Origin of the sequence: Streptococcus sp. CF7_Ac1-8 (assembly GCF_024295435.1) — a bacterium.
GTDB lineage: Bacteria > Bacillota > Bacilli > Lactobacillales > Streptococcaceae > Streptococcus > Streptococcus mitis_AP.
Genome location: NZ_JANCPI010000004.1, coordinates 78,731 through 93,981, shown reverse-complemented (window position 1 = coordinate 93,981; position 15,251 = coordinate 78,731). Strand labels below are relative to the sequence as shown.

The 15,251-nt window shown below is 36.6% G+C and carries 15 protein-coding genes; 4 read left to right on the top strand and 11 right to left on the bottom strand.

Annotation, left to right across the window (positions count from 1 at the left end):
• Nucleotides 1-48: 48 nt before the first annotated feature.
• On the bottom strand, nucleotides 49-1,296 hold the full coding sequence (locus NMM26_RS03160; RefSeq protein ID WP_254753826.1) for a transporter: 1,248 nt from the start codon (nucleotides 1,294-1,296) through the stop codon (nucleotides 49-51).
• A gap of 302 nt (nucleotides 1,297-1,598) precedes the next feature.
• Nucleotides 1,599-2,450 (bottom strand): helix-turn-helix domain-containing protein, encoded by an 852-nt coding sequence (locus tag NMM26_RS03155; protein ID WP_254753825.1) that lies wholly within the window; start codon nucleotides 2,448-2,450, stop codon nucleotides 1,599-1,601.
• A 124-nt stretch (nucleotides 2,451-2,574) separates the two neighbouring features.
• Here NMM26_RS03155 and NMM26_RS03150 point away from each other — a divergent pair, with 124 nt between their 5' ends.
• On the top strand, nucleotides 2,575-2,916 hold the full coding sequence (locus tag NMM26_RS03150; protein ID WP_001204052.1) for a metal-sulfur cluster assembly factor: 342 nt from the start codon (nucleotides 2,575-2,577) through the stop codon (nucleotides 2,914-2,916).
• A 60-nt stretch (nucleotides 2,917-2,976) separates the two neighbouring features.
• On the opposite strand, the gene ilvD is transcribed toward NMM26_RS03150, so the two are convergent.
• From ilvD to NMM26_RS03120, 6 genes are all read right to left on the bottom strand, one after another.
• Nucleotides 2,977-4,680: a dihydroxy-acid dehydratase gene (gene ilvD / locus NMM26_RS03145; RefSeq protein WP_223330821.1), complete on the bottom strand. Its 1,704-nt coding sequence runs from the start codon at nucleotides 4,678-4,680 to the stop codon at nucleotides 2,977-2,979.
• Nucleotides 4,681-4,910: 230 nt separating this feature from the next.
• On the bottom strand, nucleotides 4,911-5,843 hold the full coding sequence (locus NMM26_RS03140) for a transketolase family protein (RefSeq protein ID WP_023947581.1): 933 nt from the start codon (nucleotides 5,841-5,843) through the stop codon (nucleotides 4,911-4,913).
• Nucleotides 5,840-6,697, bottom strand: a complete 858-nt coding sequence (locus NMM26_RS03135; protein WP_254753824.1) for a transketolase — start codon at nucleotides 6,695-6,697, stop codon at nucleotides 5,840-5,842. The genes NMM26_RS03140 and NMM26_RS03135 overlap by 4 nt, the downstream gene beginning before the upstream one ends.
• Before the next feature lie 3 nt (nucleotides 6,698-6,700).
• The gene (locus NMM26_RS03130) at nucleotides 6,701-8,047 is read right to left on the bottom strand and encodes a PTS ascorbate transporter subunit IIC (RefSeq protein WP_000975289.1); all 1,347 of its coding nucleotides are present in this window, start codon (nucleotides 8,045-8,047) and stop codon (nucleotides 6,701-6,703) included.
• A 12-nt stretch (nucleotides 8,048-8,059) separates the two neighbouring features.
• Nucleotides 8,060-8,344, bottom strand: a complete 285-nt coding sequence (locus NMM26_RS03125) for a PTS sugar transporter subunit IIB (RefSeq protein ID WP_000912473.1) — start codon at nucleotides 8,342-8,344, stop codon at nucleotides 8,060-8,062.
• A gap of 3 nt (nucleotides 8,345-8,347) precedes the next feature.
• On the bottom strand, nucleotides 8,348-10,378 hold the full coding sequence (locus tag NMM26_RS03120; RefSeq protein WP_254753823.1) for a BglG family transcription antiterminator: 2,031 nt from the start codon (nucleotides 10,376-10,378) through the stop codon (nucleotides 8,348-8,350).
• A gap of 316 nt (nucleotides 10,379-10,694) precedes the next feature.
• On the opposite strand from NMM26_RS03120, the gene rpmF reads away from it, so the two are divergent.
• From rpmF to NMM26_RS03105, 3 genes are all read left to right on the top strand, one after another.
• Nucleotides 10,695-10,877, top strand: a complete 183-nt coding sequence (gene rpmF / locus NMM26_RS03115) for a 50S ribosomal protein L32 (protein ID WP_049546651.1) — start codon at nucleotides 10,695-10,697, stop codon at nucleotides 10,875-10,877.
• Nucleotides 10,878-10,892: 15 nt separating this feature from the next.
• Nucleotides 10,893-11,042 carry a 50S ribosomal protein L33 gene (gene rpmG, locus NMM26_RS03110; RefSeq protein WP_001265622.1) on the top strand — a complete coding sequence of 50 codons (150 nt, stop codon included), beginning with the start codon at nucleotides 10,893-10,895 and terminating at the stop codon, nucleotides 11,040-11,042.
• Between the two features lie 153 nt (nucleotides 11,043-11,195).
• Complete coding sequence (locus NMM26_RS03105; RefSeq protein ID WP_070526244.1) at nucleotides 11,196-12,578, top strand: hypothetical protein; 1,383 nt, start codon at nucleotides 11,196-11,198, stop codon at nucleotides 12,576-12,578.
• Between the two features lie 24 nt (nucleotides 12,579-12,602).
• Here the strand turns inward: NMM26_RS03105 and NMM26_RS03100 are convergent, their stop codons facing one another.
• The 3 genes from NMM26_RS03100 to NMM26_RS03090 form a co-directional block, all read right to left on the bottom strand.
• The gene (locus tag NMM26_RS03100) at nucleotides 12,603-12,923 is read right to left on the bottom strand and encodes a tyrosine-type recombinase/integrase (RefSeq protein ID WP_083306558.1); all 321 of its coding nucleotides are present in this window, start codon (nucleotides 12,921-12,923) and stop codon (nucleotides 12,603-12,605) included.
• Nucleotides 12,924-13,169: 246 nt separating this feature from the next.
• The gene (locus NMM26_RS03095) at nucleotides 13,170-14,417 is read right to left on the bottom strand and encodes a toxic anion resistance protein (protein ID WP_033685330.1); all 1,248 of its coding nucleotides are present in this window, start codon (nucleotides 14,415-14,417) and stop codon (nucleotides 13,170-13,172) included.
• Between the two features lie 21 nt (nucleotides 14,418-14,438).
• Nucleotides 14,439-15,245, bottom strand: coding sequence for a hypothetical protein (locus NMM26_RS03090; RefSeq protein WP_033685331.1), 807 nt, complete (start codon nucleotides 15,243-15,245; stop codon nucleotides 14,439-14,441).
• Nucleotides 15,246-15,251: the final 6 nt, after the last annotated feature.

Below are 15,251 nucleotides of genomic sequence, written 5' to 3'. Positions count from 1 at the left end.
TACGGTAAGGCGACGCTGACGTGGTTTGAATTTGATTTTCGAAGAGTATTAGATATCATTTTTGAGATTAAGACATGTCAAAAGAATAGCTAGCAAGGAAAGACCAACAAATAGCATCCAAGTCAACTGTATATTCCATACAGCTATAAGTGAAAAACAGGCTGTTCCCACAGGTATGGATAAGGTAAACAAGAGACCTAAAAAATTACTGGTACGAGCTAGAACCTCTGGAGCTAGATTTTTCATGAGCATGGCACTAATCTTTGGTTGAACTTTACCAGACACATATAGAGTTGAAAAGAGAAATAGCAAACCAAGTACGACTTGATTGAATAAATTAGCCAGACCAATTAGACTGAGTCCTACGGTAACCCACATCATCAATCTAGGCAAGGACTGTTTCCCAAAATAATCATTTCCCGTAAGACTACTGATGATGACTGCTAACAAAGCACCGAATTGACTGATAAATAGTGCCTCTGTGTAAGAAAAATTCAAGAGAGAATGGCTCAAAAAGAATATATTATAAATTCCACCCAAGGCGCCACCCAAGGCATTGATAAGCAAGACAGCAAAGAGCATAAAACCAAAGTTTTTCTGTCCACCTTTAAGAAAAACGAGACGTAAATTTCGGTAAATTGTTAGAAATTGGTCTTTGATAGAAAGCTTTTCATTTTTTAGTGATTCACCATCAGCAGATGACATTGACAGGCTCAATTTGCTTTTTCCTAAAAAGAGAACAGAGGCTGATACTAGGAAAAAGCAGGCATTGATTCCCGCAACGAGGGAAAAATTGTTGACCGATAAACCTAAGAGCCAGACTCCAAAGGCTTGACCACCAATAGCTGAAATATAGGTGATGAACTGGGAAAAAGAGTAAGCCTCCATCAAATCCTCTTCAGCTACTTTTTCCTTAATAAGAGGCATGCGCAAACCACCTGCAAAATCACTAATGACATCACTGATGACATTGATCAAACACAGGCTAGAAAAGGCAAAGAGACTAGCTTGCTGAACAACTAGGGCTGCCAGAAAAAATAAAACCGCCTGAAACAAACCGCTATAAACCATCCATTTGACCTTGTCCCTTGTGTAATCTGCCCGAATCCCTACAAAAACTGTAAAGAGAGTCGGAAGAATCATGACAATATTCGCCATAGCAACAGCAAAAGAGGCTTGTTGCAAGGTCGATGCATAGACGATAAATACCAGATTAAAAATCGAAGCACCAAAAGCATTGAAGAAGCGTGACAAAGTCAAGAGACGATAAGCTTGATTTCTGAACAATAGTTTCATAAATAATCTCCCTTCTTGTTCAAATACTCAATGAAAATCAAAGAGCAAACTAGGAAGCTAGCCGAAGGCTGTACTTGAGTACGGCAAGGTAAAGCTGACGTGGTTTGAAGAGATTTTCGAAGAGTATAAGTTTTATGTGAAGTATGACTATAGTATAGCACTTAGAAATTTTAGAGGAAAAACTTTGAATATATGCAACACACAAAATAAGCAAAACAACGATAAAATCTCTTTGATGACCTGCGAGTAGTCAAAAGTTCTATCTCTTCAAATTTTAAATTATTTTCTTAGTTTGCAGATATTCAACAATCGGTCGTATTTCTATAGTAATCGGCAGATTTATTACAGCCAAGCATCTCAAAAATACGGACAGCATCTTCCATCTTTTTCTGACCTTCCTTGACTCTACCTTGCTTGCTATCAAGGAGACCTTCAGCCCACAAATAGACAATTCGGAAATAGGTTTCATTTTCATTGTAGAAATGCTCTTCGATAACACGTTTAAAATAAGAGGCATTGGTAAATTCTTTACACTCAATGCTAGCTAAAAAGCCGTTCAATAGTATAGTGTGAAAAAGATTTCGATTGCCAGACACTTCCATTAGAAAATCAGATTTACGTACCATTTCTCTAACATACCTAGTGAAAAGAGAAACAGATAGAAATGGTGAACTGACTGAAAATAAATTGAGTTCATAGATTCCCCAGATCTCGGTAGAAAACAAATAATCATGAAGGACTTTCCCCTCCTCTGCCGTTAACTCTACCGTATCATACATGCTCTTCATATAAGACTTGATAATAATGGCATTTAGAATATGTTTCTGTTTGTTTTGAGAATGGGTATGCTTTTGGTACTCCTTGCGATACAGGTCTTCAAGAGGTGCTATATTCTTTGGATCCAAGACATCTAGGATTTCTTTTCTCAACTCAGAATCTGTATCATACTGAAAACCTCTCGCTAGAAAGAGGATTTCCTCTACACTGGCAGATATATTTTCTAGGGCAAATAGAAACTTTTCCACCGAAAGCTCACTCTGACCTGTTTCAAAGCGAGATAACATAGACGGCGAAAATTGTCCCCCAGTTGCTTGTCTCAGCGAGATATTTCTTGACTCTCGTAATTGTCTAAAGACTTTTCCAATCTGCTCCATAGGCTTCCCCTTGATTCAGTGTTTTCTTTATATTATCATATTTTTTCAGAAAATTCATCAAAAACTTGCCAAATTGTCAGAATTATGAGAAAATAGAGGATATTTATCACGTGGAGGGACTGTAATGAGAGACGATATCAAAATCAATGACCGGGCTTTGGCCTTGCAAGACCAAATTATCGAAAAACTAGAGAAGGTTTTTGATACAGATGTGGAATTGGATGTTTACAATCTAGGGCTGATTTATGAGATCAATCTAGACGAAACAGGCCTCTGCAAAATTGTCATGACCTTCACCGACACCGCCTGCGATTGCGCCGAAAGCCTGCCTATCGAAATCGTGGCAGGTCTGAAACAAATCGAGGGTATCGAAGATGTCAAGGTTGAAGTTACCTGGTCGCCTGCCTGGAAGATTACACGAATCAGTCGCTACGGCCGCATTGCCCTTGGACTGCCACCTCGTTAAGCAGGTAAATTACTTTTGAAGATGAAAAGAAGCAAGCCAAAGTTGGCTTGCTTTTTGAATTTACTTTTTACCTGACTTGTCCATATTCCAGAAGTCTGTCACGGCTCCGCGTGAAGCAGATGATACGATATGGGCATATTTACCGAGGACACCACGACTATAGAGTGGTGGCAAGGTTGTTTCTGCCTTGCGTTTTTCAAGTTCTTCTTCGGATACGGCCATGGAAATTTCTTTGGTATCTTGGTCAACCGTAACGATATCGCCTGTACGAAGGTAGGCAATTGGTCCACCATCCTGAGCTTCAGGAGCGATATGTCCAACAACCAGACCATAAGTACCACCAGAGAAGCGTCCATCTGTCAAGAGGGCAACCTTGTCTCCTTGACCTTTACCAACAATCATTGATGAAAGTGACAGCATCTCAGGCATACCAGGACCACCCTTAGGTCCAACGAAACGAACAACGACTACATCGCCATCAACGATTTCATCTGTCAGAACGGCCTGAATAGCATCTTCTTCTGAGTCAAAGACCTTAGCTGGTCCAACGTGACGACGCACTTTCACACCTGATACCTTGGCAACCGCACCGTCAGGGGCAAGGTTCCCGTTCAAGATGATAAGCGGACCATCCGCACGTTTTGGATTTTCAAGTGGCATAATAACTTTTTGACCTGGAGTGAGGTCTGCAAAGTCAGCCAAGTTCTCAGCGACAGTCTTACCAGTACATGTGATGCGGTCTCCATGAAGGAAACCATTTGCCAAGAGATATTTCATAACCGCAGGCACACCACCGACTTCGTAGAGATCTTGGAAGACATACTGACCAGATGGTTTCAAGTCAGCCAAGTGAGGCACACGTTCTTGAATCGTATTGAAGTCCTCAAGTGACAAGTCAACATTGGCAGCATGGGCAATGGCAAGCAAGTGAAGAGTGGCGTTTGTAGAACCACCTAGAGCCATAGTTACAGTGATAGCATCTTCAAAGGCTTCACGAGTCAAGATATCTGATGGTTTAAGACCTAGTTCCAACATCTTAACAACAGCACGTCCTGCTGCTTCGATATCTTCTTTCTTGTCAGCTGATTCAGCTGGATGAGATGAAGAGCCTGGCAAACTCATACCGAGAACTTCGATAGCAGTCGCCATGGTATTAGCTGTGTACATACCACCACAGCCACCAGGACCAGGGCAGGCATTACATTCAAGACGTTTTACGTCCTCAGCTGTCATGTCACCGTGGTTCCATTTTCCGATACCCTCAAAAACAGAAACCAAGTCAATATCTTTACCATCAAGATTTCCCGGTGCAATAGTTCCACCATAGGCGAAAATTGCTGGAATATCCATATTAGCAATGGCAATCATAGAACCAGGCATGTTCTTGTCACAACCACCGATAGCAACAAAGGCATCCACATTGTGACCACCCATAGCCGCCTCGATAGAGTCCGCAATGATATCACGAGATGTCAAAGAGAAACGCATACCAGGCGTTCCCATAGCAATCCCGTCCGCTACAGTAATAGTTCCAAACTGCACAGGCCAAGCACCTGCAGATTTGACACCCTCTTTAGCCAATTTCCCAAAATCATGCAAGTGGATGTTACATGGTGTATTTTCCGCCCAAGTCGAAATCACTCCCACAATCGGTGTTTCAAAGTCCTTATCTGTCATACCAGTCGCACGAAGCATAGCACGGTTTGGTGATTTAACCATACTATCATAAATGCTACTGCGATGACGTTTAGCTAATTCAGTCATTTGTTCCCTCCCATTTCAGTTTTTACTATTATAGCACATTTTAAAGGCAATGAACAGAAGAAAATTCTTGAATTTTCAGAAAATTCTATACACATATAAACATTTTAAATTAAAAACAACAAAGCGGATCAGGGCACTTTCTGATTACCAGAATATGCTTTTAATCCGCTCGCTTTAAATAACGTAATGTAATTTTTACAGAAGTTCTTTCAGATAAGTGTATTTAATATCTATCTTGCATTATAAAACGCTAAAACTTTCTCTTTTATATTCGATTCACTCAAACCATACTCATTAAGAAGATAATCCATTTTCCCTACTTGACCGAATCTTTCTTGAACACCCATCCGATGAATTTTTGTTATTCCATCATCAGAGAATAATTCACATAAAGCACTGCCAATTCCACCTATCTGATTGTGGTTTTCTACAGTAAATATAGTTTTTCCGCTTAACATTGTTTTTATCTGTTCTGGTATCGGTTTGATTCTAAATAAATCTATCACACCTACTGAATAACCTAATTTAGACAGTTCATCCGCAACTCGAATACTTGGAGCAACCATTATGCCAGAAGCAACTATTACAACATCTTCACCGTGTCTTAACTCAATGTAGCCTTTAGAAAAATCTTCTCCACCTTGATATACAGCCTCTGGAGCTTTTCTAATTGTTCGAATATATTTTAGTCCTTTTAATTCTAATGTCTGGTTCAAGATTTCACGAAATTGGATATCATCAGTTGCTTCAAAAATGATTGATTTAGGAATTAAACGTAACAATCCAATTTCTTCAAATGGCATATGTGTTCCACCATTCATCTCTGCCGTTACTCCTGCATCTGAGCCAATCACAGTGGCATCCAATTGTGCGTACCCAAGAGAAATAAATAATTGATCAAATACTCTTCGTGAAGCAAAAGGGCCAAATGTATGAAGATAAGGTCTAAACCCCTGAATAGATAAACCTGCTGCAAGCCCGACCATTTCTGCTTCCATGATCCCAACATTCACATAACGGTCTCCAAAGTCCTTTTCAAGATTATTAGTAGCCATCGAACTTGACAAGTCTGCTTCTAAAACTACTATATCAGAATAACTTTGGTTAGCTTCTAGAAGGAAATCTCTATACACATGTCGTAATTCTTTCGTACTTCTCATCATTCTGTTTCCTCCAATTCCTGACTTAATCTTTCTACAACTGAAGTTAACATTTGTCTCTCCTCTACAGTAGGGCGAAGATGATGATTGGATTTCATTTCTTCCAGCTCTAGAACTCCTTGACCTTTAATAGTGTCTAATACAATACACTTAGGGGATGAATTATTTGACTGTTTTAATTGGATAATCCCTTCATAAATTTCTCTAATATCTGAACCATTGACCCTAATGGATTCAAACCCAAATGCTGAGAATTTTTCTACAAAATCACCTGGATTACAAATATCCTTTGTAAAACCATCTAATTGTTTTTTGTTATCGTCTACAAATACAATTAAATTAGATAACTGTTGATGAGAAGCAAACTGTATAGCCTCCCAACATTGTCCCTCATTTAACTCACCATCTCCAACAATAGCATAGGTATAAAAGGGACTTTTTCTTATTCTCTGACCATATGCAAGTCCGGTTGCAACACTAATTCCCTGTCCTAAAGAGCCAGTTGTCATATCTATGCCCGGCGTTAGATTTCTATCAGGATGAGACGGTAATTTGGTTCCATTTGTATTTAAAGAATGTAAGAATTCTTTGTCAAAGAAACCATTCAAATAGAGTGTGCTGTACAAAGCTGGTCCAGCATGTCCCTTGGATAAAACAAAATAATCTCTATCTCGTGACGCAAATATTTCTGGAGTCATCGGCATTATTTCACCATAAAGCACTGCTAAAACTTCTACTATAGACAGACTCCCTCCATAATGGCCGAATCCAAGATGATTCAATGTTCTAAGAGTATTTAATCGGATTTTTGTTGCAAATTTTCTTAACTCATCTTCTCTATTTTCACTTAAAATCATCCCTTATTCCTCCTTTGCAGATGGCTTTTTAATAAAGGATACTCCAAACATAACTGCTAGAATAAGAACAAGACCAATAACAATGCCTGCTTGTGAGCCAAATTGATTCAACATTCCTAAAATAATTCCTGATAGACCAAAATCTGCATCTGAGAAAGTTGACCCTTGGAAACCAAGTCCTCCCAAAACTGGCATTAAAAAGACTGGAAGAAAACTAATTAAAATACCTTGTAAAAATGCTCCAATAGTGGCTCCACGAACACCACCAGATGCATTCCCAATGACACCTGCAGTCGCTCCACAGAAGAAATGAGGCACAACGCCTGGTAAGATGACAACCGTTCCTGAAGCAATCATAATTGCCATACTTACTAAACCACCAACAAAACTAGAGATAAATCCAATTAGGACTGCATTAGGTGCATAAGTATAAACAATCGGACAATCCAAAGCAGGTTTTGAATTAGGTACAAGACGCTCTGAAATACCTTTAAAGGCTGGAACAATTTCACCCAAAATAAGGCGAACACCTGCTAAAATAACAAATACACCTGCTGCAAATTGACCTGCTAATTGTAAAGCATAAACTAGACCACTTGTACCATTACTGATTTCTTTTTCTATATATTCTGACCCTGCAAAGATAGCTACAATAATGTAAATAACTGCCATAGATAAAGTAATACTAACAGTACTATCACGTAAAAAAGCTAAACTCTTTGGGAATTTAATGTCCTCTGTTGATTTTGATTTGTCACCGATAAGGCTACCAGTGAAACCACTCAACCAATATCCCAAAGAACTGAAATGACCTAAAGCCACCTTGTCATTTCCAGTTAATTGAACCATATATTTTTGTACAAATGCTGGAGAAATACTCATAATAATACCGAGTGCTAATCCTCCTAGTAAGATAAGAGGCAAACTAGTAAAGCCAGCAACTGATAAAATGACCGCAATCATACACGCCATATATAGAGTGTGGTGCCCTGTTAAAAAGATATATTTGAATCGAGTAAAACGAGCGATTAAGATATTGAACACCATACCTGCAAACATAATCATTGCAGTAGCTGAGCCATATGTTGTTAAAGCTACAGCTACAATTGCTTCATTATTTGGTACAACTCCAGATAAATGAAAAGCATGCTCAAACATGGTACCAAATGGATTTAAAGAATTTTGCACAATTCCTGCACCACCAGATACAACTAAGAAACCAACAAAGGTCTTAATTCCGCCTTTAATAATGTCAGGTAATTTCTTCTTCTGAAGAACTAATCCTAAGATTGCAATTAAAGCTACTAAAATAGCTGGTGTACTAACAATATCCAATATGAACTTCATCATGACGCTAGCCTCCTATATAAGTTCTTTTTCTTCACAAATTTTAGTAATTAATTCTCGTAGCTCGTCCATATCAATAATACTATTTAAGATACGAACATCTCCAAGATGACTAGCTGAATCAGCTAGATCACGACCAACAATCCAAATATCAGCTGCATTTGGATCTGCTCCACCTAAATCATAGTGTTCAACTTCTACATCTGAAACATTCAAATCACTCAATACAGATTCAATATTCATCTGTACCATAAAACTTGAACCTAATCCTGAACCACAAGCTGTACCAATTTTTAACATTATCTAATCCTCCTGTTTAATTATCATTTCAATGTCATCATAGTTTTTTGATGATATTAAAGTTTGAACATGATTTTTATCTCTTAAAATTGTTGTTAAATGTGACAAAGCCTTTAAATGACTCTCATTATCAATAGCTGCAATACAAATCAACAATCTTACCTCTTGTTCTGGATTATCCAATAAATAAATCGGTTCTTCCAAAACTAACATTGACATTCCTATTTCATTCACACCTTCATCTGGCCGAGCGTGAGGAATTGCTACTCCCTTCCCTAAATTAATAAAAGGCCCAAACTCTTCTACTTTTTGAATCATTGCCTCAGGGTAGTTCTCAGTTATCTTATGTTGATCCAAAAGCGGTTTAGCTGCTAAACGAATTGCCTCCTTCCATCCTAATTTTTCCGAACTAACCTGATAAGTTTCTTTTGTAATTAATTCTTCTAACAATGGTAACACGTCCTTTCTGTTCATTTCTTGATAGAGATACCTCTTTAATGCTAATTTTAACTCTAATTCTTGTGTGATTACACTATATCGTCTTACTATGCTAATTATCTGATTAAGCTCAATATCTCGATAACCTGTATCTGGGAAATCTTTTGATACCAATTCAACTAACTGTGTTGTTTGTTCTTCCGTCATCATAACAGAAACTAGATAATTTGGCTTCTCTGTATCCACCTTTATAGTAGAAAAAACCATATCATAGTCACTACTAGTTTTCGCATATAAATCATCAATCTTTGAGGTTCCTATAAACTCAATTTGAGGGAATAATGCTAATAGATTCTCTTTTATCATCAATGAAGAACTAATTCCATTAGGACAGATAATTGCTGCTTTATAACATTTTTGAGGCAAATTGTCTGCTTTCTTTAAATATCCTCCAAAATGGATAACAAAATATGCTGTTTCACTATCAGGTATGGGCTTGTCAATAGCGTCCATCAAGGGAGTCAAAGAATCTTTTACTAGTTCAAATAAATCAGGATAATGTTCTTTAACATGCAACACATATTCATTTGAGCTAGGTAAGCCGAACTTTAATCTATAGTAAGCCGGTATAAGGTGACGGCGAAGATTTTCTCTCAATACTTCTCTTTGTTTAAAATGTAACAAAGAAATATCTTCCATTCTACTTATAATAGCCTCTGTTAATTGATTAAAGTAAACCGGAGCAACATCTACTTCACCTTCAAAGCAACTTGATAATAAAACTGTGACATAGCGATAATCATCCTCTGAAAATACCGTATCTATAATTCCCAAATCAACTACTGTATCTAATAAAATAGTCGTTATATCTTGAATAATAGGAGATACTAGTGTCTCTGAAAGACATACTCTTTCAACATCCCTTTGATACCTACATATAATGAATACTAAACCGAAAAGGCAAACTTTTAATTGATTAACAATAGGTACTATCTGTAGCTTTTCATAATAATCTTTAACTACCTGATCAATCAAATCATAAGTTAATGAATACCCCCAACTGGATAAAACATAATCCAACCCCCAAATCCCTATGGAGGATTCCAGCAACTCACTAACCATTTGAAAAGCTAAACGGTGCTTATTCCACTCTGAACCGTGTAAAGTATAACCTTTTGCTCTACTGTACCCTAGCTCCAAATCATTATCTAACATAATCTTTCTTAATGATTGAATATCAGATAAGGTTGTATTCTTACTTACTTTCAAAAAGTCTTGGTAATGATTATTCGATATAAAATCTAATCGGCAAAAAGTGTAAAGATAGATTAATGCTAAGCGAGTCGACTTTGGTAAAACCAATTCATCCGACTTAATAATATCTGTCAAAGACTGCTTCGTACGATTTGATAAACTATAGCGACCTTGTTTTTTATCCAGCACTATCCCTTTATTAGCTAGATAAGGCACTAAATAATCTATTCCTTCTTTGACTTCCTTTATAGGTAAGCTCACCTTAACAGATAATTCATATAATGATAGCTCACAATGATCCATCAAAGTCATCAAAATAACTAGTGCTCTATAATCAAACATTTCTCTCCCTTTCTAACTACAATTATAGTGTAAAAGTTATAAGAATAAAAGAGTATTTCAGCACAATATAATCTCACCTACTACAAGTAATTATTGGGCTGAAACTTTTTAGTAATTATTTTTCAACTTTCTATTGACTTTTAAAAACAAAGTGATATCATTTAGGTTTTAGTAATATCAACTGAGTAATATCTTCTAATTTTTTCATCTTTTTTTGTCAAGTAACTTTACTTTACAAAAAAAATGTGTTATCCTAGTATGGTTGATGAAAATCAGTAGATTGAATCGAATATAAATACCTAAAGGAGAAATCAAAATGGCAGTACCTGCACGTCGCACTTCAAAAGCGAAGAAAAACAAACGTCGTACACACTACAAAGTAACAGCTCCATCTGTGAACTTTGACGAAACTACTGGAGATTACTCACGTTCTCACCGTGTATCACTTAAAGGATACTACAAAGGACGTAAAATCGCTAAAGCTTCATCAGCTGAATAATAGAAGGGAGATACCATGCGCGTAAATATTACACTTGAACACAAAGAATCTGGTGAACGCTTGTACCTTACTTCTAAAAACAAACGTAACACTCCAGACCGTCTTCAATTGAAGAAATACTCACCAAAACTTCGCAAACACGTTGTGTTTACAGAAGTAAAATAATATAACATACAGAAAGCCTATGAAATCAACATTTCTAAGGCTTTTTCTTTTAAATTTAGCAAAATAACTGAATTTTAACTGATTATGATTGTTCATATCAAATAGGGGAATGTTTTTGATATAATTATTTTGAAAAACATTAAGGAGCTTAATATGAAGAAGCCTATAAATAATAATTGGGGAGAAAAAATTTCTGAAGTCTCTAAACAAATCAAAGAATTTAAAATAACTTCTTTTTATATGTTAAGTACAGACTTATATAAAATTAATAATAAAAAATTAACACAAATTATTACTAAAAAATTTAAAAATCATCCAGCCACAATAATGGTTTTAATAGGTACCAAAGATGGTCAACTTATTGCTAAAAAAAATGAATTTTGGAATATTCCCTCTGAGATACATCATTTGAAAGAAGCGATTGATGAAAAGACTAATGACTATCTTGACTTATACTTTATTAAACTTGAGAAGGAAAAGCAAAATTGGTTAAATAACGCAGAAGGTAATAAATTTATTAAATTTATCTTCACTCCTCTTATAGAATTTGGTAAAAAGAGCGAAATATACCTCTACTTTGTAACACTTACCGTATATCAAAATGGGGCAATAGTAATTGATTTATTTGAAGATTTGAGAGATTCTTTTTATAACATCGATTTTCTACACCCGTATACCAAAATGATAGCCAAACTCTTTCCTGATTTTAAAAATAAAAATAAAGCATACTCTTTGAACTCTTCTCAACAGTTAGATGATATTTTAAATTATATAAAAAAAGAATTATCTTCAATAAACGGAGGAATTCAATTAAGCGAACGTTTTTTTACACTCCACTTCATTACCAATATGAAAGATATGAATAAATTAGAATTCTTTAAAAAAGACAAATTGTATACTTGGATGATTAATGCTCCATATACTTCGCATGCTCTATCCTCTATGAATAAATCAAAATATTACATAGCAGACTATTTTGATTTAGAATACATTAACTACATAAACAAAGGCGCTAATTATATCATTTGGAATAACAATGATTCTAATAATTTTGAGTTCAATTTTCTACAACAAGCTAGTTTCTTTTTGGCTTCTGCTACCCCGTTTTTTCAATTAGTTTGCCTTGAAGAAACTATTATGGACGGACTTGAAAAATTCCACCTCTCAAACGAAAAACATCTTATTAATTTTAATGAATGGGCTCACAATTATAAAAAATCATATATTTTTATGTACCGACTTAATTATAGACCTATTTTTGAACTTTTTAATCATCTTAAAGAGCACTCTGATTTCACTCACGATGAATATGTAGAAAAAGTAAAGCAAGAGGAATATGACTTAATTAAAGAAAAATATCAATTTAATGAATTACGAAATACTAAACTTATGGAAGCAATACTTTTTATTATTGCTTCCGTATCTGTTCTTCAAGTAATAAATATCTTTACTAATAACATTGAGATTTTATTGATAAGTTTAGCTAGTCTTATTGTTATTTCTATTTTTATAATCATATCAAGAAATCTAAAATAGCTGAATTTTAACTGATTATAATAATCAAGAGATTATTTTAGACAAATCTATCATAACTTGTTCAATCTTATGTTTTCCTTTTTGCATAACATGAAGATAGATTTTTTCTATTTCTCTACTATCTTCTGAATGTCCCACAAACTCTCGAATAACGTTTAAGCTTACATTCTTATCAGCCATGACTGAAACAAAACTATGTCGGAACATATGGGGAACTATGTGAACAGGCCTACCAAAATCAACTAGGTCATCAATATCCTTATAGGATTTTCCACTTTTCTTATTATACTTAGCGGACTGACTAGTTCCACCTCTTAAGAACATTGAAATTTCTGTATGATACAATGGACTGCCCTGCTGGTTCTTCCCTTTTATGTATACCGAAGTTAAGTAAGCATTCAATACGAAGAATCAATACAGAAGAAAAACGCTGATTCAAACGTTTTTTCTTTTTGTTTAATTCAGTACATTGAAAAAAATCATTCGAATGACTACATTTTTGACTATATTTTTTGTGAAATAAACTAGATGTTCGGATATATAGAAAAATCCAAAATCCCCTGCAAATCTACATTACAGGGGACTTGTGTATTATTCTTGTACTTCTTTCTGAGCTGCCTTGCCTTGGTCTAGAAGGGCTTGGACGATTTTTTCATCGCGTAGTTTGACAGAATCGTTGATCATTTCTGCGGACTTGACGATGGTTGTTTCTAGTTGGGCACGTTTCTGGCGTCCCAATTCAATGGCAGCGACGATACCTTGGTTTTGAGCGACCAGGCTTTCAGCCAGTTTGGTAACAGACTCAACAGCGACTGTCGGGCTTTGGGCAATTCGTTCCATCTGCGGAATCACTTCCTTGCTGGTTTCAGCTAGCATCTGAAGGGCAGCATTATTGGCATTGACAATGGCATCTGCCACGACACCTGATTTCATTGATTGTTGCAAAATACCAAGTTGGGCAATAGAAAGCTTCATTGTTGGAATCGTATTACGACGAAGCATACCCAATTTTTGGCGCATATCAGATGACACCTTCACAAGATTGCGCATCTGAGGTGTTGTTGCCCAGGCAACATAGAGACGGCTGACATACTCAGTATGTTGTTGTTCAAGGGTATTGACCACTTCAGCCATGCGGGCCAATTCTTGTGACTTGGTTTGGTATTCTACCGTACTTGTATCGAGTTGGTCAGCTTGAGCTTTCAGTTCTGCAGCGCGATTGCCAGCTTCTGTCTGGCTAGCTTCGATAAAGGAAATCACTCCCACTAGATTTTCAATGGATTTGGTATTGTCCTCAATCAACATCTCAGCTGAAACGATATTTCGAGCTAAGACATCTTCTTGCTTGACCACTGCAGCTGCCATACCATCGAGCTTTTGCTCCACTGTTTTTGAGTCAAAGTAAAATTCTTGTAGGGTATTCTTGCTCTTGTTAAACAATCGTTGCAAAAAGTTTGGCTTCTCTTCTAACTCAGCAATTTCAGCGTTCTTGTATTTGACTACAAAGCCTTGCAACTCACGGTTGGTATTTTTAAGTAGATCATCCACTTGGGGAATCTGCAATTTCTTTTGTTCTGACAAGATACGATTGACCGTATTATTCACACCTTCTACAGCAGATTGTCCAAAATCCAAAAGAGCATTTTGATTTGTGACAAATTGGTCTACTAACTGGGGCACGTGCGCCTTGATTCCTTCTTGCTGCTCAGGGCTCAACTTTTCAAGGAAGGTCAAGGTCTTGTCCGAGCCAGTATTGGTCTCGATGATTTGGGTTGTTTTATCCACCTTAGCTACCGTATTATTGGCAATCTGGTCAATATCAAAATTAAATTCTGTCATGGTTACTCCTTTGTTTCTAACCTATTCTTTACGATCTTTTTCTAGGATACGCAAACTGATATCAAAATCACGCATATCTGTTTCATTGAATTCTCTCAAGACTTGGTCCAGTTCAAGGTCAAATTGTTCGATGGCTGCTTTAGCTTGTTGCAAGCGTTCTTCTGCTCGATTATAGTTCTTCGGATTGGCCTTAATCTTTAAATAGCCTTCTAAAATCGTTTGGAATTTCTCCATCTTCAAACTATGAATGGCCGTCAATTCTTCCTTATCACCATCAGCAGAGGTGGCAATCTTGTCTAAAATAGCCTGATGATCAATGGCAATATTGGCCAAGGTCTGGGACAATTCTGGAGCTAATTCCTCTGGCTCCGCATTTTCAAGATCTACCTGACTTTCTCTATCCAAACGTTCTAGCTGAACATCGATAGTTGCCCTCACTGTACGAACCTTTTTGTCAATACGGTTGTAGACATCAGCATCGATATAGGACTTGAGACGTTCCGCCTCCTGATGGATTTCCCGCAGTTCGATTAATACTTGATTAGCCAAACTCTTATAGGACTCTGAGCCTTTTTCTACTAAAGTTCCCTCTAATTGCTGAATATCCTTGTCCGCCTGACGAATACGAGCTTTTAAAAGCTCAATCCGATCATCGAGCGAACGATCCTGCAAAAGAGGATAGCGCCAACGTTTATAGAGGCGATAACCACCATAGCCTAGCAGGACACAAGCCGCAAGCGGAAGAGCATATTGAACCAAAAGGCCCAGTAAGAACAAGAAGCCCCAAAAATAGAGACAGCCTTTCCAAAAACCATTACCCGATTTCATAAACAT

Excerpts from the sequence above, each read along its gene's own strand:
- rpmF (WP_049546651.1), top strand. The coding sequence starts at position 10,695 with ATGGCAGTACCTGCACGTCGCACTTCAAAAGCGAAGAAAAACAAACGT.
- NMM26_RS03125 (WP_000912473.1), bottom strand. The coding sequence starts at position 8,344 with ATGTTAAAAATTGGTACAGCTTGTGGTTCAGGATTAGGTTCAAGTTTT.
- NMM26_RS03135 (WP_254753824.1), bottom strand. The coding sequence starts at position 6,697 with ATGATTTTAAGTGAAAATAGAGAAGATGAGTTAAGAAAATTTGCAACA.
- NMM26_RS03120 (WP_254753823.1), bottom strand. The coding sequence starts at position 10,378 with ATGTTTGATTATAGAGCACTAGTTATTTTGATGACTTTGATGGATCAT.
- NMM26_RS03140 (WP_023947581.1), bottom strand. The coding sequence starts at position 5,843 with ATGATGAGAAGTACGAAAGAATTACGACATGTGTATAGAGATTTCCTT.
- NMM26_RS03160 (WP_254753826.1), bottom strand. The coding sequence starts at position 1,296 with ATGAAACTATTGTTCAGAAATCAAGCTTATCGTCTCTTGACTTTGTCA.
- NMM26_RS03105 (WP_070526244.1), top strand. The coding sequence starts at position 11,196 with ATGAAGAAGCCTATAAATAATAATTGGGGAGAAAAAATTTCTGAAGTC.
- NMM26_RS03090 (WP_033685331.1), bottom strand. The coding sequence starts at position 15,245 with ATGAAATCGGGTAATGGTTTTTGGAAAGGCTGTCTCTATTTTTGGGGC.
- rpmG (WP_001265622.1), top strand. The coding sequence starts at position 10,893 with ATGCGCGTAAATATTACACTTGAACACAAAGAATCTGGTGAACGCTTG.
- NMM26_RS03155 (WP_254753825.1), bottom strand. The coding sequence starts at position 2,450 with ATGGAGCAGATTGGAAAAGTCTTTAGACAATTACGAGAGTCAAGAAAT.
- NMM26_RS03095 (WP_033685330.1), bottom strand. The coding sequence starts at position 14,417 with ATGACAGAATTTAATTTTGATATTGACCAGATTGCCAATAATACGGTA.
- NMM26_RS03130 (WP_000975289.1), bottom strand. The coding sequence starts at position 8,047 with ATGATGAAGTTCATATTGGATATTGTTAGTACACCAGCTATTTTAGTA.
- ilvD (WP_223330821.1), bottom strand. The coding sequence starts at position 4,680 with ATGACTGAATTAGCTAAACGTCATCGCAGTAGCATTTATGATAGTATG.
- NMM26_RS03150 (WP_001204052.1), top strand. The coding sequence starts at position 2,575 with ATGAGAGACGATATCAAAATCAATGACCGGGCTTTGGCCTTGCAAGAC.